The organism is Nocardia sp. NPDC004260 (assembly GCF_053603155.1).
In genome coordinates, this window is the sequence record NZ_JBSGEZ010000009.1 from 23,688 (window position 1) to 44,700 (window position 21,013).

The 21,013-nt window shown below is 68.3% G+C and carries 21 protein-coding genes; 10 read left to right on the top strand and 11 right to left on the bottom strand.

Going from position 1 to position 21,013, the window contains the following annotated elements:
• Positions 1 to 635: 635 nt before the first annotated feature.
• The 3 genes from ACWEO7_RS07830 to ACWEO7_RS07840 form a co-directional block, all read right to left on the bottom strand.
• On the bottom strand, positions 636 to 1,208 hold the full coding sequence (locus tag ACWEO7_RS07830) for a TetR/AcrR family transcriptional regulator (protein WP_452421721.1): 573 nt from the start codon (positions 1,206 to 1,208) through the stop codon (positions 636 to 638).
• A 78-nt stretch (positions 1,209 to 1,286) separates the two neighbouring features.
• Complete coding sequence (locus tag ACWEO7_RS07835) at positions 1,287 to 1,892, bottom strand: hypothetical protein (RefSeq protein ID WP_452421723.1); 606 nt, start codon at positions 1,890 to 1,892, stop codon at positions 1,287 to 1,289.
• A gap of 120 nt (positions 1,893 to 2,012) precedes the next feature.
• On the bottom strand, positions 2,013 to 2,375 hold the full coding sequence (locus tag ACWEO7_RS07840) for a hypothetical protein (RefSeq protein ID WP_452421725.1): 363 nt from the start codon (positions 2,373 to 2,375) through the stop codon (positions 2,013 to 2,015).
• A 300-nt stretch (positions 2,376 to 2,675) separates the two neighbouring features.
• On the opposite strand from ACWEO7_RS07840, the gene ACWEO7_RS07845 reads away from it, so the two are divergent.
• The 5 genes from ACWEO7_RS07845 (at position 2,676) to ACWEO7_RS07865 (ending at position 8,275) form a co-directional block, all read left to right on the top strand.
• Entirely contained in the window at positions 2,676 to 4,025 is a 1,350-nt protein-coding gene (locus ACWEO7_RS07845; protein ID WP_452421869.1) for a hypothetical protein, read from the top strand.
• On the top strand, positions 4,025 to 5,044 hold the full coding sequence (locus tag ACWEO7_RS07850) for a hypothetical protein (RefSeq protein WP_452421727.1): 1,020 nt from the start codon (positions 4,025 to 4,027) through the stop codon (positions 5,042 to 5,044). The genes ACWEO7_RS07845 and ACWEO7_RS07850 overlap by 1 nt, the downstream gene beginning before the upstream one ends.
• Position 5,045: 1 nt before the next feature.
• On the top strand, positions 5,046 to 6,572 hold the full coding sequence (locus ACWEO7_RS07855) for a tetratricopeptide repeat protein (RefSeq protein ID WP_452421729.1): 1,527 nt from the start codon (positions 5,046 to 5,048) through the stop codon (positions 6,570 to 6,572).
• Positions 6,569 to 7,825 carry a CHAT domain-containing protein gene (locus tag ACWEO7_RS07860; protein ID WP_452421731.1) on the top strand — a complete coding sequence of 419 codons (1,257 nt, stop codon included), beginning with the start codon at positions 6,569 to 6,571 and terminating at the stop codon, positions 7,823 to 7,825. The genes ACWEO7_RS07855 and ACWEO7_RS07860 overlap by 4 nt, the downstream gene beginning before the upstream one ends.
• 219 nt (positions 7,826 to 8,044) lie before the next feature.
• Positions 8,045 to 8,275 (top strand): hypothetical protein, encoded by a 231-nt coding sequence (locus ACWEO7_RS07865; protein WP_452421733.1) that lies wholly within the window; start codon positions 8,045 to 8,047, stop codon positions 8,273 to 8,275.
• Between the two features lie 11 nt (positions 8,276 to 8,286).
• On the opposite strand, the gene ACWEO7_RS07870 is transcribed toward ACWEO7_RS07865, so the two are convergent.
• From ACWEO7_RS07870 to ACWEO7_RS07895, 6 genes are all read right to left on the bottom strand, one after another.
• Positions 8,287 to 8,691 (bottom strand): nitroreductase family deazaflavin-dependent oxidoreductase, encoded by a 405-nt coding sequence (locus ACWEO7_RS07870; protein ID WP_452421735.1) that lies wholly within the window; start codon positions 8,689 to 8,691, stop codon positions 8,287 to 8,289.
• Between the two features lie 98 nt (positions 8,692 to 8,789).
• Entirely contained in the window at positions 8,790 to 9,629 is an 840-nt protein-coding gene (locus tag ACWEO7_RS07875) for an alpha/beta fold hydrolase (RefSeq protein ID WP_452421737.1), read from the bottom strand.
• Between the two features lie 33 nt (positions 9,630 to 9,662).
• Positions 9,663 to 9,959 (bottom strand): hypothetical protein, encoded by a 297-nt coding sequence (locus ACWEO7_RS07880; protein ID WP_355071217.1) that lies wholly within the window; start codon positions 9,957 to 9,959, stop codon positions 9,663 to 9,665.
• 98 nt (positions 9,960 to 10,057) lie between these two features.
• The gene (locus tag ACWEO7_RS07885; protein WP_450023390.1) at positions 10,058 to 10,783 is read right to left on the bottom strand and encodes an amino acid ABC transporter ATP-binding protein; all 726 of its coding nucleotides are present in this window, start codon (positions 10,781 to 10,783) and stop codon (positions 10,058 to 10,060) included.
• Positions 10,784 to 12,580, bottom strand: coding sequence for an ABC transporter substrate-binding protein/permease (locus ACWEO7_RS07890; RefSeq protein WP_452421739.1), 1,797 nt, complete (start codon positions 12,578 to 12,580; stop codon positions 10,784 to 10,786).
• 152 nt (positions 12,581 to 12,732) lie between these two features.
• Positions 12,733 to 13,527 carry an LLM class F420-dependent oxidoreductase gene (locus ACWEO7_RS07895; protein WP_452421740.1) on the bottom strand — a complete coding sequence of 265 codons (795 nt, stop codon included), beginning with the start codon at positions 13,525 to 13,527 and terminating at the stop codon, positions 12,733 to 12,735.
• Positions 13,528 to 13,670: 143 nt separating this feature from the next.
• On the opposite strand from ACWEO7_RS07895, the gene ACWEO7_RS07900 reads away from it, so the two are divergent.
• The 3 genes from ACWEO7_RS07900 to ACWEO7_RS07910 all read left to right on the top strand — a co-directional run bounded on the left by ACWEO7_RS07900 (position 13,671) and on the right by ACWEO7_RS07910 (position 17,217).
• Entirely contained in the window at positions 13,671 to 14,930 is a 1,260-nt protein-coding gene (locus ACWEO7_RS07900) for a PucR family transcriptional regulator (RefSeq protein ID WP_452421742.1), read from the top strand.
• 126 nt (positions 14,931 to 15,056) lie between these two features.
• Positions 15,057 to 16,043, top strand: coding sequence for a phosphotriesterase family protein (locus tag ACWEO7_RS07905; RefSeq protein ID WP_452421744.1), 987 nt, complete (start codon positions 15,057 to 15,059; stop codon positions 16,041 to 16,043).
• A 91-nt stretch (positions 16,044 to 16,134) separates the two neighbouring features.
• Positions 16,135 to 17,217, top strand: a complete 1,083-nt coding sequence (locus ACWEO7_RS07910; protein ID WP_452421746.1) for an ABC transporter ATP-binding protein — start codon at positions 16,135 to 16,137, stop codon at positions 17,215 to 17,217.
• Positions 17,218 to 17,363: 146 nt separating this feature from the next.
• On the opposite strand, the gene ACWEO7_RS07915 is transcribed toward ACWEO7_RS07910, so the two are convergent.
• Positions 17,364 to 17,894: a winged helix-turn-helix transcriptional regulator gene (locus ACWEO7_RS07915; protein ID WP_379249439.1), complete on the bottom strand. Its 531-nt coding sequence runs from the start codon at positions 17,892 to 17,894 to the stop codon at positions 17,364 to 17,366.
• Positions 17,895 to 17,993: 99 nt separating this feature from the next.
• Here ACWEO7_RS07915 and ACWEO7_RS07920 point away from each other — a divergent pair, with 99 nt between their 5' ends.
• Positions 17,994 to 19,166 carry a thiolase family protein gene (locus tag ACWEO7_RS07920; RefSeq protein ID WP_452421748.1) on the top strand — a complete coding sequence of 391 codons (1,173 nt, stop codon included), beginning with the start codon at positions 17,994 to 17,996 and terminating at the stop codon, positions 19,164 to 19,166.
• Between the two features lie 116 nt (positions 19,167 to 19,282).
• Here the strand turns inward: ACWEO7_RS07920 and ACWEO7_RS07925 are convergent, their stop codons facing one another.
• Positions 19,283 to 19,768: a hypothetical protein gene (locus ACWEO7_RS07925; protein WP_452421750.1), complete on the bottom strand. Its 486-nt coding sequence runs from the start codon at positions 19,766 to 19,768 to the stop codon at positions 19,283 to 19,285.
• A 92-nt stretch (positions 19,769 to 19,860) separates the two neighbouring features.
• Between ACWEO7_RS07925 and ACWEO7_RS07930 the strand changes: the two genes are divergently transcribed.
• On the top strand, positions 19,861 to 20,838 hold the full coding sequence (locus tag ACWEO7_RS07930) for an o-succinylbenzoate synthase (protein WP_452421752.1): 978 nt from the start codon (positions 19,861 to 19,863) through the stop codon (positions 20,836 to 20,838).
• The last annotated feature ends 175 nt before the right edge of the window (positions 20,839 to 21,013 follow it).

Consider the following 21,013-nt stretch of genomic DNA (forward strand, 5'->3'; position numbering starts at 1 on the left):
TGTTAGGAACTGGAGCAACGGTAACATCCACTCGCTATCTTGTCTAGCTTTGCTAGATTTCAGATCGCTACCGCAGGGTCCCGCTCGGATCAGCAAGCCGCACATGCGCGTTGCGACCGAGCGGACACCGTCGCCCGGCAAGCCGGTCAGCGAACGTCGGCAGGTCTTCGGCCTGCAGGATCCACTGGGGGCTCCTTACGGTCCCGCTCCTCGGCGACCGGGTTGCGGACAGCCCGACCGCGTCGGGGTCGGCGATCGACGGCACCCGACGGGCCCCCACCTCGACGCCGGTGAGCCAACCTGCTGCCCGGCGACGCCGCCGCAGCTCAGGCGGCGGCATCACGGCCGCACACCGGGCGACCCGCAGAGAGCACTCCTATGCCGCATACCGCGCGATGCGATGGAACAAAAATGGCCGTTTCCGGCCCGACCTGGATTCGGCGCACCGGAAACGGAAAACCGCGGCTCGCCGAAACCGCGAATCGGGTCACCACCCGTGTGCGGAACTACGCGACGAAATCCGGAATGTCAGAGTCTTCGGAGGCAATAGTTCTGGGCATGACTCGGTTCAAATACGCGCGGGCCGGGCCAGGAATGACGACTCCCGGATCGGCCCCGCTCACCACGGCAGAGCTCTACCGGGTCCACTGGTCGATCAACACCGCCAGACGGGCATCCCGTTGAGCCGGTCGCAGACGTCCGCCGCGATCCAGGGTCGCCAAGCCGTGCAGGGCGCTCCAGCCGACCTCGGTGAAGGTCTCCGGATCGTGCTCGCCCGCGAACGGTGAGAAGGCGGCGAACATGACGGCGAACGCGTCCCGCAGCGGCTGCGAGGCATTCTCGCCGAACGCGAGGTTCACCTTCATCAGGAACATCGCGTCGTAGAGCGCGGGCCGCGCGGCCGCGAACTCGAGGTAGGACCGCGCCACCGCCGCCAACGCCGCGCGCGGCTCGCCGCCCGCGGACTCCAACGCCGCGCGGCTCCACGCGGCCATCTCCGCGATACCGTCCTCGGCGACCGCCGACACGATCTCGTCCTTACCCGCGAAATGCGAATACAGCACAGGCTGGCTGTATTCGATCCGTTCCGCCAACCTGCGCACAGTCACCGCGTCCCACCCCTGCGACTCGGCCAACTCCCGAGCGGTGTCGATGATCAGCCGGTGCCGCTCGGCGCGTTCGCGTTCTCGTCGCGTCTGGATCCCCATAGCCCAACTATAGCATCGCTTGACAATCTAGTGTCACTAGATTCCGCTGGCGGCGCACACGTCGAGTCGGCCCCTATCTCACCTGCCCTGGTTAGCGACGAACGCCTGTACGGCATCGAGAAATTCCGGGCCGCCCATGGCGTATCCGCCGATGGTTCCACCGATCAGCGCGCCGATGGGGATGCTGACTCCCCACACCAGGATCACGCACGCTCCGAGGAGCCCGCCCACGATGGCACCGGCGACGACGCCGGGCAGGTTCTTGTTGATCTGTTCCTTGAGCCGGTCGTAGGAGCTGATGTCCTTCAGTTGCGCGGTATCTTCTGCGGTCGGTGTCGAGGTCAGGGTGCGGCCGTCCGCGCCGATGTGCTGCGCGATCGCGATCGAATGCCCGTCGACGGCGTACTGTTGCGGCACCTCGGTCAGGGCCGCTCCGTCGCCGGACTCGAGCACCACCGCACCGTTCTGTGCGATCTCGAACCTGCCGTTCTCGACGGTAGTGGTAACGACGCCGTCAACTGGCGAAACGGTGATCTGGTAGTCGATTCCGTGATCCACACCGGAAGTTGTGTACCCCGCAGTCGGCTGCTCCGTTACGGCCGGCTCCGCATGGGCGGTCGCCGCGGTGATACCCACGGCCGAGACGACCAGGAAAACGGCAGCGGTGATCTTCTCGAACTTCATCTTCGAATCCCTCCACTCAGCTGCCCCCGATGGGCGGACCGAGTCAGACCTTAGGCCCCGGATTCAATGGTGTGTGGTAAGCCACACCCAGTTCGAAGTCACACCACTTCGAGACAGAACCTAACCGCGATAAATCTCGACGTAAGCGTTGGTCGCCACCGCCACCACACCGGGACCCATTCCCGTGCATCCCGTGGTGACGCGCTGGCCGCTCGGCGTGAAGGGGTAGCTGAGCGCTTGGTAGGAGCCGACACCATACTGCGGGAACGGCCCGCTGGCGTAGAGGCCGAAGCAGTCGACATGCAAGACGTAGTTGCTTCCTCCGTCGGGTTGGCAAGTCGCCGACGCACCGAAAAGGTCTCGCTCGACGACGCAATCCTGCGGCGCCGCTTGGGCGGTCCCGGAACCGACAATTGCGACGAATGCCAAACCTGAAACACCGGCCGCCGCGACGCGTACAGCGGTGGTAAACACTTTCTTCATAGAATCTCCTCCTGTTCAGGGTTCTCTTCGGCCGTCAGCGGCTGGATGTTACGACTGGCAGATCTGAAACCGACAGTGAACGTGGATAATTCGGCTTCGGATACGAAACGTCCGTTCCTGGTGGTGACGGGTTAACTCGGAGCACTTGAAGAGATAAGTACTCCGCACAGGTAGCAGCGCGACTGCTTGCGGCGCCGGTTCGTAAACGACCGACGCCGAGGAATCCGTCGTGAGGTTGCCGTGAACCCGTCGGGACGAGAGTCGCGGCAATACACTGCACGCATGCGACGACCGCGCGCCATGGTGCTCGATGAGGTGTGGCGCAGGCTCGAGGGTGTCGAACCGCTGAGCGGCCCGCACGGGGGTCCGCTGCGGCGGACGGTGAAGCTCGTGCTCGATCCATTGGTGATCCGGCCCGTGCAGCATCCGTTGTGCGCGGGGCCGATCCTGACGGCGGATGGCGCGGTGTTGTTGGAGGCGCGCATTCAGGCGGCGGCCGATGTACTGCGTGCGACGGCGGCCTGGTTCACGGTGCTCAAGCAGGTGCGGCGGACGCTGCGGATCACGGAGGGGCACCCGCAGGACCTGTATTTCCAGCGCTGTTTCGAGCTGGCGACCACCTCGGGTATGCCGGATCCGGCGCGGGCGCGCGGAGTCGCGGAGGACGCACTGCGCGAGATCCACGAGTACACCGCCGGACGCACCACGCAGGCGCTGAAGGAATACCTCATCGACCGCGAGCGGGAACGGCAGCTGGCCGGTCTGCTCGAGCTGGCCTGGCGGCGGCGTCCGCTCACCGGCCCGCCGGGCGGTGACCACGACGCGGAGGTGGACGAGCTGCTGGAAGCCTGTGCGGCCGCACGACTCGGTGCAGACGCCGACGGACAGGAGACCCTGGACCGGCTGATCGCCGCCCACGCGGGTACGCACACGGGGATCCGGCTGTGGCAGGACGCGTCCGCTCAGGAACTCGGGTTGACCACGCATCCGGTGCCGCCGCGCCCCTCGATCGGTTCTTCGGCCTCGAAATCGACCCTCGGGCTCCCGTTCGATCGCACCGTGTACGAGCGGGTGTTCACCGTGCTTCAGGCATCCACCGAGCGCGCGGAGCTGCCGCCGATCCCCGAGCTGGTCGACGCCGAGATCGCGCGGAGTTGTGCACCGTGGGCGCTGCTGGACGAGTCGCTGCGCGTAACAGCGACGGCGGGGACCGCGCTGGCGACCGGTTTGGCGCCCATCGAGCACCGTCGTGAACAGTCGACGGGCCGACCGCGTCTACGTCTGGCCGAAACAAAGACGGAAACAACGCAATCCACGGCGCATCAGGTGGTGAACAGCCGCTGGCAGCGGGAAGCATACGTGTTGCAGGCGCGGCGGCTGGTGGTGTCCGCCGAGTGGCCCACCGGTCCGCTGGCCGCCATCGCCGCCGAGCTGATCACGCCGTGGCAGCCGTACCTGCGGCGCTTGTGGGTCCGGTTGCACGGCAGAGATGTCCGGGAGTTCGCCGTCCACGATCCGGACGAGCTGTGGGATCTGCTCGACGGTGTGGCGCGTTCGGTGATCCTGGACCATCGCACGCGGGTCAAGCGGGCGCTGAGCGTGCGGGCGAACGCGGGCGAGCCGGACGCGGCGGAAACGAAGGCGAGCTGATGACGACCGTACGCATCCGCCGCCGCGACGGCCTGTGGATCATCGCGCCGGACGACGCTCCGACCGTCGTGGACGGCGCGGCCGCGGTGGACGTGCTCGTGCTCGAGGTGGCGGGCGGACATCTGACGTGGAGCCTGCTCAGCGGGCAGACGACCCCGGCCGCGGTGCTCGACGACCTCGACCTCGCACAGGAGTGGATCTGGGCGGTGTACGGCCCAGAGGTGGCCATCGCTCTCGACGAAACGAGCGGCAGCGAACGGGAATACACCGCCGAGCCCGCACTGCCCGACCTCGCCGCGCGCGCTTGGCGGCTCGGCTACGCCCGCTGGGCGGCACGCTGGTGGCCCGCGTCGACTCTGGACGGCATCGCCCCGCTGGACGAAGACCTGCTGGAAGACGAGATAGCCACGCTGATCGAGGAATGCGATCTGATCGTCGACGGCGCCGACGCGGCTCTCGAAGATCGCACGGCCGCAATGACACTCGGCCGCGCTGAGGACTACGCGCTCGCTGCCGGACCGGCCACCATCGCCGCGCCCGGCGCTCTCGTCCTGGCCAGGGGCAGCGCGGGCTGGGACTGGCATCGCTGCCCGCCGGGCCTGCTCGACGCCTCGGAACGCGCCGTGTCCTGGGAGGTGGTTCGCGCGGCGGGGACCACGATAGTGCGGGTGAGCGCGGTCGCCGCCCCACTTTCGCCAACGGACATACCGCCGCACCTGCATCCCAGGGCCGGAATTCGCACTCAGGCAGACGCCGCAGACCTGCCGCTGGTCCGCGACGGCGAGCTCTGGCGGGCCGAGAGCACGGCCCCGGCCGGAGCGGAAGCGGGCGTGACCGTGCACATCTACGTCCCGGGCGTCGGCGTGGACGAACAGGAGCCGGACGCGGCGACCCGCCGAGCGCGGATTCGCGACCTGGTCACAACGCGGCTGCACCGCGCGGACGAAGCATCCGGCAACCCCGCCGACTCACTCCTGCTGGCGGAAATCGCCGCCGCCGCACCGGATTCGGACTTCTGATATGCCCGAGGCGACTCCGGACGACGGCCGGGAACTGCTCGCCGCGGGCGCCGCCGCATACACCCGCGGTGACCCCGCCGAGGCGAAACGCCTGTTCGAGGACGCCGCTGAACGAACAACCGGCGATATCCGGCTCGGCGCGATCATCAACGCCGCGAGCATGGCCGACGAACTCGGCGACCACGCCGCCTCGCTCGCCCTCTACCGCTCGGCGTTGGCCGAGATGCCCGAACACGCACCGCGATTGCGCCCGAATGCCCTGGTCAACATGTCGCAAGCGCTCCAGCATCTTGGCGATCTCGACGCGGCGCAGGCGGCGCTGGAGCAAGCACGCGCCTTGCTCGCCGACAACACCGACACCGATCTCGGTGTGCTGCGCGTGGCCTGCCTGCTCTCCCTGACCGCCGTCGCACTACACCGGCAGAACTGGGCCTATGCCGCCGAGATCGCCACCGAATCACTGGACGCGGCAAGGCGTTTCGCGCCGCAACTGGCCGGCCATCCGCTGATGAACCTTGCCGCCACCTACTTCGAGACCGGACGCCGCGACCTGGCCGTCGATTTCACGCGGCAAGCGCTCGCCGCGTTCGAGTCCGCGGGCGACCGCAACTCGGTCGCCGAGACCGAACAGAATCTCGCCACCATGCTCGTCCGCCTCGAGCGGTACGACGAGGCCGAGGCGCCGCTGCGATCCAGTCAGGCCTATTTCGAGCAGGCCGGGCTGGGGTATCGGGCCGGAGTCGGACTCAAGACCATGGGATTTCTCGCCGAGGGCCGCGGCGATCTGGCGGACGCCCAGGATCTCTACGGGCGGAGCCTCTCGTATTTCGTCACCTCTGGCGCCGTACTGGACGCCGCCGACCTGCGTATTCGCTCCGCCACCGTGGCGTTCAAGTCCGGACGGGCCGGAGAGTGCGAGGAATTGCTCGCCGCCGCGTTCGCGGTCTATGCCGAGCGTGGCCTCGGCCTGCACTGCGCCCAGCTCGATTTCTGGCACGCGACGCTGCTGGAAGGCGCGATCGACGCGTCCGAGTCGCCGCCCGCGGAGTTGCTCGGGCGCGCTGTGGGGATCGCCGTTCCCGCCGCCCTGGCTATCGACGCCGTGCGCCACACCTTGCCGAACGGTACTCAGCGCGAGCAGTGGAACCGGCAGATCGCCGACCCCGCGATGCGGCTGGCGTTCCGCTTCGCCTACCTTTCCGGCAACGGTGTACTCGTCGCCGACTTGGTCGAAACGCAGTGCGCTGGGGCAGCTTTGGCGCTCGATCGCACCGAACGGGCGACTCCCACACGACTTCCGCTCGACCTGCTCGACCCGCCGGAGGACTGCACCGATCATCCCGGCAACGCCGCCCTGCAACTGGGCGCCGCCTTGGCGGAGGTCGCGGCCGGAGCGGGTCTGCCGATCGCTCCGCCACCACGCCTGGCACTTGCCGCGGAAGGCCGAATCGCGCTCGCGCCGTTCATCGCCGCCGCCGAACAGCGCTACGGCCGGGTGATCCGCGACGATCGGGTGCTGACGGTATGACGCGACCGACGGTGCTGGTCCGCATGGCGGACGCGGGAGACATCTACGTGTCGTGGCGATGGGTCGACCACAGCGCGCCTCGCGGCGCGGGAGTGCTCCCGGAAGACGCGGCGATGCGGGCGGTCGGACTGCTCGCCGACGCGCTGCCGCGTCCCGCCGAGCCCGGCGGTCTCGAGCGGGCGCTCACCACCGGCGCGTTCGCCGACTACGAGCGGGAATATGCCGTCGCACAGGCGCTTTCGCGAGCGCTGTTGCCTCATGGCCTGGCCACACAGCTCTACGAGCTGTGGCAGCGCGGCGTGCGCCCGCATATCCGGCTGCAACCGTCACCGCGTGTCGCCCAGGTGCCGTGGGAACTCATCGCGCCGGATCGCGACGTCCGGCTGATCGACATCGCCGACGTCAGCCTGCTCGCGCCTGCCAGCGTCGTGCAAGCGCCCGGACGGGTCGCCCGCACCTGGACCGAGGCCGCCGCGCGGCCGGTCGTCGCGGTGCTGGATCCGCGCATTCCCGGCTTCCGCGCCGATTCGACGCTCGGCTCGGTGCTGGGCCGGATGACCGCTGAAGCCCCGCTCGCACAACGAATGGCGATTTACACCGCGAAGGACCGCTTGCGCCCCGCGGTAGCGAACCCGGTCGAGGCCTTCCGGCGCACGGATGTCGATCGCGACTGGCTCGGCTCCGTCCTGCGCGCGGGCGCGAGCCGCTTGCTCTACGTCGGGCACGTCACCGCCGCCGCGCCCGAATCGGGCCGCAGTGAGGACGCCGAACTGCATCTCGCCTGCACCGCCGATGCCGTCGGCTTCGCGGAACCGTCCCGCACCCACCGGCCGCTCTCGGCCAAAGACCTCCTACTCGGAACGCACACCATCGAATCGGAACCTGTTGCCGGGCAACGACTGTGGCCGATGCCGAGCCGGGTCGCGCTGATCGCCTGTGAGAGCGGCGGCGACCTGCGGTTCAGCGAAGCGCTCGGCTTGACCGCCGCGATGATCACCGGCGGCGCGGAACTGGTCACCGCCAGCCGGTGGCCGCTGCCCACCGATTTCGCCTTTCAGCGCATCGCGGGCGCACCGGCGCAGGCCCATCCGCTCCAGGAGACGATCTGCGCCATCGACGAGGCGCACGAGCGACCCGACCCCGTGACCGCCATCGCCGAATGGCAGCGCGACCGGCTCACCGCATGGCGCGACACCGGCCGGATCGAGCATTCCCCGGTGCTCTGGGCGGCCTTCGCCACCGTGTGCGCCTAACTCGGGCAAACCATCCCGCGCGGTCTCCATATACCGGTCTACGTGCAGCGATGCCGCGAGAAACGCGCGAAAATGGGTAACGCAACTAGTGCGCAAACCGACACTCAGCTTCGAACGTGTGGATAAGCTCGAACGCCGTCACCCATCACGATTCGCGATCAGGAGAACCAGCAACACCAGTCGGATGACCGCCTCGACCGGCCTCTGAGGAGCCCACCAATGCGCTACTACGCCGTCTACGACAACGACGGAAACCTCGCCACCATCCTCGGACAACCCGACGACGCGCCGCCGCTGCGCCCCGCCGCCTTCCACCGGGGCCAACGGCTCACCGAATTGGCTCTACCGGAAGGGGCCGTGGACCCCGCCGACCCCGATAATCTGTCCGCCCTGCTCGACCTGGTCGCCGACCGGCGAGTCGACGCGGCCGACACGAGCGCCCGCCGCTAGTCCGGCGCTCGTCAGGCCCGCGTGAGGGCGACCACGGGGATGACCCGGGACGTCTGCATCTCGTGTTCGGCGAAGAACGGGTAGGTGTTCTTCAGCATCGCCCAGGTGCGGGCACGGTCGTCGCCGGTCAGCGGGGCGGCCAGCGCCGGATAGCTCTCCTCGCCCACTTCGACGGTGACGCGCGGGTTCTCCCGCAGGTTCGCGTACCAGTCGGGGTCTTTCGGCGCACCGATGTTGGAAGCGACGACGAGCAGGCGGTCGCCGTCGTGGTGGAACATCAGCGGGGTGGTGTACGGGGCGCCGGTTCTGCGGCCGATCGTGGTCAGCAAGATCAGACGGTCGTGTTGCATACCCTCGATCTCGCCGCCAGCTCGGAATTGGGCGATGGTTCGCCGATTGACTTCCTTGACGTCCACGGTTCACCTCCCTTGCTGTCGGTGGACGAGACTCAGCTTTCCCTCCGTCCGCACACCGTGTGCGGGGAACGGCGGAACAAACAGCGCCGCCGAGGCATTCACCCGCGATGGGCGAGCAGGTGCTGGATCAGCAGGCGGGTCAGCGCCTCGGGCGCCTCTTCCGGAACCCAGTGCGAGACGTCCTCGAGCATCTCGAATCGGTACGGGCCGGAGACGTACTTTCCGGTGGCCAGCGCCGCGGTGGATCCGAAGCTCGCGTCCTCGGTGCCCCATACGTACAAGGTGGGAACGCACGCCGGGCCGGTCGGACCGGCGAGGTCCATGGCGCGATACCAGTTCAACGCGGCGGTGAGCGCGCCGGGCTGCGACAACCGGCCCACGTAATCCTCGACGCGTTCCTCCGGGATCTTCCACTCGAAGATCCGGCGCAGTGCGGCGGCGTCGTCGGCGAGCAAAGCCCGCTCCGCGGTGCGCGGCTGCCGAAGGGCGATCACATGGTGGGACCGCAACGCTTGATCCTCGTCCTCGGCTATCGCCCGCTGGAGCGCGGAAGGATGCGGATGCGACACCGCGCTGAACGTGCGGACGCGCTCCGGCAGCTCCGCCGCCATTGCCCATCCGACCCGCGCGCCGCAGCCGTGGCCGATCAGGTCGAAGCGCTCCCACCCCAGCGCGTCGGCTATCGCGACCACGTCGCCGACCAGTTCCTCGAGCCGATAGTCGGCGGCTCGCTCCGGCCGCACTCCCGGCGAGTACCCGCGCTGGTCGGGCGCGACCGCGCGGCACCCGCCGCCGCCGAGCACGCGGAGCTGGAACTCCCACTCCCGTGCGCCTTGGGGGAACTCGTGCAGCAGCAGCACTTCCCGTCCGCCGGGAGCGCCGGCGGCCAGTACGTCGAAGGTTCCCACCCCGGTACGAATCTCGAGTTCTTCGATCACCCGCCCGACTCTAGAACCGGAGACCGACGCGAATCAGTGCTCGTCGAAGTGACCGTCGTGGGCGGCGTGACGATGGCCGTCGTGCAGGTAGTCGACGTGGTCGCCGTGCTGGACGGCCTCGTGGCCGCAGTTCGGACCGTGCCGGTGCGGGTGATCGCGGCACTCGCAGTGCTCGGACCGCTCGCATTCGTCGTAGTGACCCGCGTGTTCGCGATGCAGATGACCATCGTGGGCGTAGTCGATGTGATCGCCGTGCTGGAACGCCGTGTGCCCGCAGTCCGGGCCGTGCACATGATCGTGGCCGGTGTGCTGGGCGTGTGCTGTGGTCATCGAATTTCCCTCTTTCCTCGCGCGGATAGCTGGAATCGTGATGACAAATACATTAGCAGATGCGCATCAATGAAAGTTGCCACGAATGCGCTATCGACTCAGAGCACCTGGGCGAGGAACCTCTGCAAACGCGGGGTCCGCGCGTCGTCGAACAAAGCGTCGGGCGTGCCGGTCTCCACGACCTGCCCCTGATCCATGAACACCACGCTGTCGGACACCGTGCGGGCGAAGCCCATCTCATGGGTGACCACGACCATCGACATGCCGCCGGAGGCGAGGTCGGTCATCAGACCGAGCACGCCCTTCACCAGCTCGGGATCCAGCGCCGAGGTGGCCTCGTCGAAGAACATGAGCTCCGGTTGCATCGCCAGCGCCCGTGCTATGGCCACGCGCTGCTGCTGCCCGCCGGACAGGTTCCCGGGACGGGAATCGGCCTTGTCGGCCAGACCGACGATCTCCAATTGCTCGACGGCCAGTGCCCGCGCCTGATCCTTGGACAGGCCGCGCAGCTTGCGCGGGCCCAGCGCGACGTTCTCCGCGACGGTCTTGTGCGGGAAAAGATTGAAATGCTGGAACACCATGCCGATGCGCTGCCGCAGCCGGTCCGGATTCTCGGTGAGCACGGACTTGCCGTCCAGCAGCACGTCACCCTGGTCGGGCTCGTACAACCGGTTCAGCACGCGCAGCAGGGTCGACTTGCCCGACCCGGACGGCCCGATGACGGTGACGGTCTTGCCCGCGTCGACGTGGATGTCGATCCCGCGCAGCACGTGGTTGTGCCCGAGCGTCAGATGCAGTCCGGTGCCGGTGAGGGAGGCACTCATCTATCCGCGCCCTTCCGTGATCGTGGCCGCCTCCACCTGGTCGATCGGCCGGTCGGGTCGGCCGGTCCGCATCCGGCGGTCGATGTAGTTCACCAGGTGGGTGAGCGGGATGGTGAGCAGCAGATAGACCAGACCGGCGGCCACCAGCGGCGAGAGATTGCCGGTCTGCGCGTTGAGATCGCGGCCGACGGCGAACAGCTCGCGCTGGGTGGCGAGCAGGCCGAGGAAATAGATCAGCGAGGAATCCTTGATGAGGGCGATGAACTGGTTCATCAGGGCCGGGAGCACCCGGCGCACACCCTGCGGGATCACCACCAGCGTCATCGCCTGGCGGTAACCGAAACCGATGGCGCGCGCCGCCTCCAACTGCCCGGCCTCGACCGATTGGATGCCGGAGCGGAAGATCTCACCGATGTAGGCCGAGGCGAGCAACGCCAGCGCGACCGCACCGAGCCAGTACGGGTTGTTGCCGGTGAGGTTGCGCACCACCGGCCCGACGCCGAGACCGATCAGCAGGATGATCACCACGGCGGGCAAACCGCGGAAGATATCGGTGTAAACCCGCGCGGGCCAGCGCAACCAGCGGGTCCGCGAAATACCGGCGACCGCGAGCAGCATGCCGATCACGGTGCCGAGCGCCCCCGAGACCAGAGCGAGAATCAAGGTATTCGGCAGGCCGGTCTTCAACAGATCGGGAAATGCCTTGCGGTACAGCGACCAGTCGAAGAACGTCTCCCGCAACTGCTGCACCGTGGATTTCGGCGCGTTCTGCTCCGTCTCGTCTTTTTTCTTGCCCGCCGCGAGTGCCGCGAAGTCGGGCAGCTGCGGCGCGGGCGCGGCCCGCGAGCCCGGCTTCCAGCCCGGCGGCAGTTCCCGTGGCACCCAGTCGGTGTAGAGCTTGGCGTAGGTCCCGTCCGCGATCACCGCGTCCAGGCCGCTGTTGAGCGCGTCGATCAGCGGCTGGTTGTTCTTGGCGACCGCGTAGCCGACGAAGTTGTCCAGGCTGAAGGTGTTCTGCGACACGGATGTTCCGTCGCCCGGCTTGATCGCGCCTTCCGCTTGAGCGGACGGCGCCACCCAGGCGTCCACTTGGCCGGACTTCAAGTTGGCGTAGGCGGTGTTGTAGTCGGGAAACTTCACCGGGTCCAGATGCAGCTGGTTCACGACGAACTCGTCCTGCACGGTGCCCTGCACCACCGCGATCCGTGTGCTCCGGTTCAGGTCGGCGAACCCCTTGATGGCGCTGCCGCTCGGCACCACAAGGGAGAAGTAGCCGAAGTCGTAGCCGTTGGTGAAGCCGACCAGCTGGCGGCGCGCGTCGGTGGTGGTGATGTTGGACGAGCCCACGTCGAAGCGGCCGCCGGACACCTGGGCGAGCAGCCCGGCGAACTCGGTGCCGGAGAACTCCACCTGGAGGCCGAGCTTCGCGCCGATCGCCTTCAGCAGCTCGTTGTCGAAGCCGGTGAACGTGCCCTGCCGGTCGACGCAGATGCTCGGCGGCGCGTCCGAGAGCGTGCCGACGCTGAGCTTGCCGGGCGTGATCAAGCCGAGCTTCGAGACGTCGATCGAGGTCAGCGGCGCGGTGGTCGCGGTGGTGTAGCGGTCGCTGCCCGCGGCGGCCGAAGAGGACAGGTTGGTCGGCGCGGCGGAGGCGGCGGCCGGGCCGGGCGGTGCGCAGAGGTTGCGCCCGGTGCTCGCGTCGTCGGAGCCGGAACCGCACGCCGTCGCGCTGAGACCGACGGCAAGCAATATCACGGCGATCAACGCACGAGACCGAACAGCGGGCAGAACAGCCATGACGGACAACCTTAACTGCGGAATTCTGCTAACCCACAGCTACCCCAAGGCCGGAATTGCCGGAATCCATGCCGCCACGGCGGTCCAGAGTTCCGATCACGGTGATTCGAACTCCACACCGCCCTCGCGCAACAGTCGCCGGGCGATCCGGATCAGGCCAGCCCGCTCACCGGTTCCGGGTTGACCTCGTCGCGCCATCGCACGGCCTTCGCGACCTCGCTCAGGTCGTAATCCGGTCCGCTGGACCCGATGGTGAAGGTGGTCACCCCCGCCTCGACGAAAGCGGGCGCCTTCTCCAGTCCCGGCCACTGCACCGAACGCTCGATGCGCGCTTGATCGGTGCCGACGGCGGCGCAGTGCTCGGCGAGCACTTTGTTCTTGCGCGCGAGCACGTCCAGGTCGGCGAAGGTGTGCCACATGTCGGCGTACTGCGCGACCAGCCGCAAGGTCTTCTTCTCGCCACCGCCGCCGATCAGGATCGGCAGGTCGCGAGTCGGGCGCGGATTGAGCTTCGGCAGCCGGGCGCTGATCCGGGCGAGGGCCTCCTTCAGCAACTCGAGCCTGCTGCCCGGGGTGCCGAATTCGTAGCCGTACTCGTCGTAGTCCTTCTCGAACCAGCCCGCGCCGATGCCGAGGATGAGCCGCCCGCCGCTGATGTGGTCGACGGTGCGCGCCATATCGGCCAGCAGATCCGGATTGCGGTAGCCGCCGCCGGTGACCAGCGCGCCGATCTCCACCCGTTCGGTCTGCTCGGCGAACGCGCCCAGCATCGTCCAGCACTCGAAGTGCGCGCCGTCCGGATCGCCGGTGAGCGGGAAGAAGTGGTCCCAGTTGAACACGATGTCGACGCCGGCGTCCTCGCACCGCAACACCGCGTCACGGATGAGCCGGTACTCCGGCGCGTGCTGCGGTTGTAGCTGAACTCCGATACGAACTGGACGACTCATGGCATTACTCCTCGTCGCTCGGCCCGCCCCCGCCCCGAGGCTACCGGCGCGGTGGGGTTCCCGCAGGTAGCCGGACGATGCTTCCGACGCATCCGGCGCGGGCTAGGTTGAGACCCGAGAGCCCGGCGAAGGGAGGTGTCGGAGTGGCCGACGGCGAGAATGAAGTGGTTCGCGCGGTCGTCTCGACGATGCTGCGCGGTCGCGATCAGCTGATCGCCGAACTGTCGGCGGTGATGCGCGCGCAAGTCTCGGCGCTCGACCTGGATACCCGGCTGCGGGGCCTGTTCGAGGCGGGCACCACCGACAATCTGATGTCCGTCCTCGACTTCGTCCAGAACGACGCCGCCGAGCACGACGTGCACACCCCGGCGCGGGCGCTGGTGTACGCGCGCACGCTCGCGCAGCGCGACGTCCCGCTGTCGGCACTGATGCGGGCGTACCGGGTGGGGCAAGCCGGGTTCCTCGACATCGCGATGCGCTACGCGGTGGAACTGGGTGGCTCCGAGAGCGCGGCGGCGATCATCCGGATCGTCCATCGCTCCGCGGTGTACATCGACCGGGTGTGCGAGCACGTCGGCGTCGCCTACGAGCAGGAACGCGACCGGTGGGTGGGCAGTCGCGGCGGCCTGCGTCAGGAATGGGTGGCGCGGGTGCTCGACGGCTCGGCCGACGACATCGGCCAGGCCGAGCAAGTGCTGGACTATCCCTTGTCGGGCCGGCACGTCGCGGTGAACGCCTGGACCGAACCGCAGCTGTCCGCACGGGCCGCGGTGGATGTCCTGGACGCCGGGCGCGCCGCGCTGGCTCCGCTGCTCGGCCATCCCCGCCGGGCGCTGCTGGTGCCGACCGACGAACGCGAAGTGCGGCTGTGGTTCTCGATCGCGCGGGACACGACCATCGATGCCGAGGCCATCGAGCGTGCCCTGTCGGCACTGGCGTTGCCGGTGCGCGTGGCGGTGGGCGGGCGCGGCTCCGGCGTCGCGGGATTCCGCCGCAGCCTGCGGCAAGCCGACCGGGTGCGCGAACTCGTGCTGCTGGCCGGTCCCGACGCGCCCCGCGCGGTGTCGCACGACCAGGTGGCGGCCGTCGCGCTGCTGGGCGGCGACATCGAGGAACTGCGCCAGTACGTGGCCGACTGCCTGGGTGAACTCGCGACCGGCAATCAGCGCAATCTCTGGCTGCGCGAAACCCTGCGCGTCTTCCTGGCCAACAACCGCAGCTACGCCGCGGCCGCGCAGGAGTTGGCCGTGCACCGCAATACCGTCCAGTACCGGGTGCGGCAGGCACTCCACCTGACCGGCCACGACTTCGACGATCACGATCGCACGCTGCACCTGCATCTGGCGTTGCAGGCCGCCCGCTGGTTCGGACCGGCGGTGCTGCAACCGTGCCCGGCGGCCTGAGCCGCGTCCTTCTGTGCGCTGCGCACGAAAGTTGTACGAAGATTCAGCGCTGGAGAATATGGCCTACCTCACATATCGGTTCGTACGATTCCTACGAATGCGCAGCTCAGATGAGGAGAAATCGCTGTGTCAACGCTGGAAACCGTGCGCGGGCCGATCGATTCCGCCGAGCTCGGAGTGACACTCATGCACGAGCACGTCTTCGTGCTGACCGGGGACGTCCAGCAGAACTACCCGGCCGAATGGGGCTCCGAGGACGAACGCATCGCCGATGCCGTGCGACGGTTGCGGGTCGCCTACTACGCCGGGGTGCGGACGATCATCGACCCGACGGTGGTCGGGCTGGGCCGCTACATCCCACGGATCCAGCGGATCGCCGAGCAGGTGCCGCTGAATCTGGTGGTCGCCACCGGCATCTACACCTACGGGGATGTCCCGTTCTTCTTCCACTACCGCGGCCCTGCGTTGAACGAGATCGTCGGCGCGCAGGTCCCCGACCCGATGGTCGACATGTTCGTCGGCGACATCCGCGACGGCATCGCGGGCACCGGGGTCAAGGCGGGCATGCTCAAGTGCGCGATCGACAAGCAAGGGCTCACCGCGGGCGTCGAACGCGTCATGCGCGCGGTCGCCAAGGCCCATCTCGAGACCGGCGTGCCGATCACGGTGCACACCCATCCGGAGTCGCGCGCCGGGCTCGACGTGAAGCGTGTGATGTGCGACGAGGAAGGCGTCGACCCGGGTCGCATCGTACTCGGGCACAGCGGCGACACCACCGACTGCGATCACCTCGCCGAACTCGCCGACGCCGGCTTCGTGCTCGGCATGGACCGCTTCGGCATCAACCTCGACACCACCTTCGAAGCCCGCGCCGACACCCTGATAGAGATGGTCCGCCGCGGCTACACCGACCGGATGGTGCTGTCCCAGGACGCGAGCTGCTACATCGACTGGATCGAGCCCGCCGCCATGGCCGCCCTGCCGCAGTGGCACTACACCCACCTGTTCGACGACGTGTTCCCCTACGTGCTCGAACGCGGCGTCGCGGAGGAGCAGATCGACACCATGCTGGTCGACGTCCCGCGCGCGTTCTTCGAGGCGCGCACCCGCTGACGTGGCTCGTCGCCGTCCCGCCCGATAGGATCGCCGCACCCTTACTCGGATCGTCCGGCACGTTCCTGCCGGGATGGGATGTGAATTCGTCATGGCCACTGTGACCTTCGACAACGCGACGCGGCTCTACCCCGGATCCGCCAAACCCGCGGTGGATCGGCTGAACCTGGAGATCGAGGACGGCGAGTTCCTCGTCCTGGTCGGTCCCTCCGGGTGCGGGAAATCGACCTCGTTGCGCATGCTCGCCGGGCTGGAGGAGGTCAACGGCGGACGCATCCTGATCGGCGAGAACGATGTCACGCACGCCGAGCCGAAGGAACGCGATATCGCCATGGTGTTCCAGAACTACGCGCTCTACCCGCACATGACCGTCGCGGAGAACATGGGCTTCGCGCTGAAGCTGGCCAAGGCGGCCAAGGCGGAGAAGGAGAAGCGGGTCCTGGAGGCGGCCAAGCTGCTGGATCTGGAGCCCTTCCTGGATCGCAAGCCGAAGGCGCTGTCCGGCGGCCAGCGTCAGCGGGTGGCGATGGGCCGCGCGATCGTGCGCCAGCCGCAGGTGTTCTTGATGGACGAGCCGCTGTCCAACCTGGACGCCAAGCTGCGCGTGCAGACCCGCACCCAGATCGCGCAGTTGCAGCGCAGGCTCGGCACCACCACGGTGTACGTCACCCACGACCAGGTCGAGGCGATGACCATGGGCGATCGGGTCGCCGTGCTGAAGGACGGCCTGTTGCAGCAGTGCGCCACTCCGCGCGATCTCTACCGCGATCCGGCCAACGTGTTCGTCGCGGGGTTCATGGGGTCGCCTGCCATGAACCTGTTCACGCTTCCGGTCACCGATAGCCGGGTGGAGCTGGGCGGGCACGCGATCGCGCTGCCGCGCACGGTCGCGGACGAGGCGGGCAACACCGTGACGGTCGGCATCCGCCCGGAGCATTTCGAACTGGGTAATGGCTCCGGCATCGAGATGGAAGTCGACGTGGTGGAGGAACTCGGTTCCGACGCCTACATCTACGGCCGCACCGTCGCCGAAGGCGGGACCGACGGCGCCGGGGAAACCATCGTCTCGCGCGCGGATTGGCGCAATCCGCCTGCGAAGGGCGCGCGGCTGCGGCTGACCACCGCGCCGGAGCACATCTACTTCTTCGACACCGAAGGACGCAGGCTCAACTGAGCACGCCGCCGCCGAGTGGGCCGCACGGCTTCGGCTCTCGGCTCGATCCACCGCGAGGCGCGGCGGCTCGGCAGGCACTCGCGGCTCAGGTGTGGTCGCGGCATCACCGGTTGACGGCCCGCTCGGCACAGCGCCGCGAGCAGGCATCAGTCTGTCGCGTCCACCCGACGGCGCTCGCGCCGCTGCTGGGCGTACTCCTCGTTGAGCCGTACGCCCAGTTCCTCGAGTTCGATCTCGCGGCCGGACTCGCTGCGCACCTGCACCCGCACCGGGGCGCCGGTCGACTCCTCGACCAAGAGCAGTGGGGCAGGCCCCGGCTGCAAGTAGGCGTCGCCCCACTGCATGAGCGCCAGCACGGCGGGCAGTAGATCTCGTCCCATCCGGGTGAGCACGTATTCGTGCCTGGTGCGCTTGCCTTCCTCTTGGTACGGCCGTTTCGCCAGCAAGCCCGCCTCGGTGAGCTTGCGCAACTGGGCCGCGGCCGCCGCGTCGGTGATGCCGACCCGGCTGGCGAACCCGTCGAACCGCCGGGTCCCGTAGTACGCCTCGCGCAGGATCAGCACCGCCGAGCGCGTACCGACGATGTCCATCGCCTTGGCGATCGAGCATTCCTCGGCCTTCCACGCGCTGAGATCGGCCAACGGTCCTTCCATCACTGCTGCCATGACGAACATCATACCGGTGCTGACTTGTGTCAACTATTGCCAGGTGTAATCTGACTATGTGTTGATAGAGCCAGGCATGGCGGCCCGGCTCTCGGTCCGGAAGGAAGCACCATGAGAGACGCGGTGATCGTCGAAGCGGTACGCACGCCGATCGGCAAAGGGAAGCCGAACGGAGCACTGCACGACGTCAATGCGGTTGATCTGCTGGCCCACAGCCTGCGCGAGGTGGTGGACCGCAGCGGCATCGATCCCGCCCTCATCGACGACGTCATCGGCGGCGTCGTCACCCAGTTCGGCGAGCAGGGGGCGAATATGACACGGCGGGCCGCGCTGGCCGCCGGATATCCCGAATCGGTTCCGGCCACCACCGTCGACCGGCAGTGCGGCAGCAGCCAGCAGGCGATCCACTTCGCCGCGCAAGGCGTGATCGCGGGCGCCTACGACATCGTGGTCGCCGCGGGCGTGGAGTCGATGGGCCGGATTCCCATGGGCGCCAATCTGGTCGGTTCGGACGACATCTCCGGCGTCGGCTTCGCCGAGCGCTACCCGGAAGGGCTGGTGCCGCAGGGCATCAGCGCGGAGCTGATCGCGGCGAAATGGGGACTCACCCGCACCCAGCTGGACGAGTTCGCGCTCGCCAGCCACGAGAAGGCCGCGCTCGCCACCAAGAACGGCCTGTTCGCGCGGGAACTGGCGCCGATCAACGGACTCGCCACCGATGAGGGCATTCGGGTCGGTAGCACGCTGGAGACGCTGGGCGCACTCCGTCCCGCCTACTACGACCCGGCCATGGCCGCCCGCTTCCCGCAGATCGGCTGGGCGATCACGGCCGCGAGCGCGAGCCAGGTCAGCGACGGCAGCGCGGCGGTGCTCATCATGACCAGCGAGCGCGCGAAGGAATTCGGGCTGAAGCCGCTCGCTCGGCTGCACAGCTTCGCGGTGGCCGGCGACGACCCGCTGCTGATGCTCACCGCGGTGATCCCGGCGACCCGAAAGGTCTTGCAGCGCGCCGGTTTGCAGCTGTCGGACATCGACCTCATCGAGATCAACGAAGCGTTCTCGCCGGTGGTCCTGGCCTGGGCGCACGACACCGGTGCGGACCTGGCGAAGGTCAACGTCAACGGCGGCGCGATCGCGATCGGGCACCCGCTCGGCGCGTCCGGCGCACGCCTGATGACCACGCTGGTCCACGCCATGCAGGACCGCGGCGCCCGCTACGGCCTGCAAACCATGTGCGAGGCAGGCGGTCTGGCCAACGCCACCATCGTGGAGCGGCTGGGCTGATTCGCTTCTGTCCCACCCGAGTCCATGGGCAGATCTGCGGGTAGCGCGTCAACCGGTACCCCTCCGCTCGAGAACTGCTCACACCTGGGCAGATTCGAACTCGGAGCAGCGGCAGATCAATAGGAGACCAGCACGACCGCGAGCAGGAAGCCGACCAGCCAGGATTCGAGGATCAGTGGCACCGCGATCAGCGGAGTCCAGGCGATCGGCCTCCGGTCGCGCACCTTCTCCAGGGCCGAGACGACCGCTGCGAGCACCGACGCCACGATGCCCGCCCAGGCGATGACCTGCGCCCACGGCAGGTACCCGACGCCTCGGCCCTCGTGTCCGTCACGCAGGAGCACTTCGTAGAGCGGGACGAAAGCGGCCATCACCCAGCCGAATCCGAGGACGATCACCGACCCCAGCGCCACGCGCAAGGCATCGGCCGTTCGCCGCCGGATGTGCCACGCCATTGCTTCAGCATGACCGGTCCACGGGCGCAGAGCATCTCGAGCGCCTGTGTAGACCTGGGAAGCCAGCGCGACGCCACCGGCGAACGACAGGACGATGAGCGCCATCGCCAGCACCGGCCAGTACCACATGTACCAACGCTTGATCAACGATCCCGTCTCGGGGCCGACTCCGGGAAACTACTCGAGTCCGCATGCGCAATCCCGCGATCGGCCGACGCAGCCGCATAAGCTGGTCGGCGATGAGCGACTCCGCAGCGCAGAACGTCGTCTACGCCATTCCGATGCGCACCCGCTTCCGTGGCATCACGGTGCGCGAGGGCATGCTGATCCACGGGCCGCTCGGCTGGGGCGAGTTCTGTCCGTTTCCCGAATACGACGACCGGGAGGCCGCCGCCTGGCTGGCCACCGCCGTGGAGCAGGTGACCACCGGCTGGCCCGAACCGGTGCGGGATCGCATTCCGATCAATTGCACCGTGCCCGCCGTCGACCCGGGGCAGGCGCACGCGATCGTGGCTCGATCCGGCTGCCGCACCGCCAAGGTGAAGATCGCCGACCACCCGGAATCGCTCGCCGAGGATCTGGCCAGGGTGGAGGCGGTGCGCGACGCGCTCGGTCCGAACGGCGCGATCCGGGTCGACGCCAACGCGGTATGGGATGTCGACACGGCGGTGCGCCACATCCGGCAGCTCGACAAGGCCGCCGGCGGACTCGAGTACGTCGAACAGCCGTGCCCGACCATCGAGGAACTCGCCGCGGTGCGCCGCCGCGTCGACGTGCGCATCGCCGCCGACGAATCCATCCGCCGCGCCGAGGACCCGATGCGGGTCGCGGTCGCCGGGGCCGCCGACATCGCCGTCCTCAAATGCACGCCGCTCGGCGGAGTCCGCCGCGCCCTGCAGGTGGCCGAGGCGGCCGGGCTGCCCTGCGTCGTCTCCTCCGCGTTGGAGACCAGCGTCGGCCTCGCCGCCCAGCTCGCGCTGGCCGGGGCGCTACCCGAACTCGACTTCGCTTGCGGGCTGGGCACGCTGAGCCTGCTCACCGGGGACGTGACGCGCGGATCCCTGCGTGCGGTCGACGGCTACCTCCCGGTTCTGCGCACCCCACCCGAGCCGGAGCCGGAACTGCTGGAAAGCCATCGGCAGCCGGATGCCGATCGCACCGCGTGGTGGCAGGACCGATTCGCGCGGGTCGCTGCCCTGGTCTCGCCCGCGCAATAGCGTGAGAACCGTTGCGTTCCGCGACCGAGTGGGCACCCGACTGCCCACACCGTGCGCAATGTCCTGACGACCGCAGGCGGGTGAGCGCCGTTCCCAGTGATCCGTACACGCTGTCGCGGCACTCGGGCAGCCCCGAGTTTGCTCCTGTCAGCACTTCTACCCTGCACGATGAGCG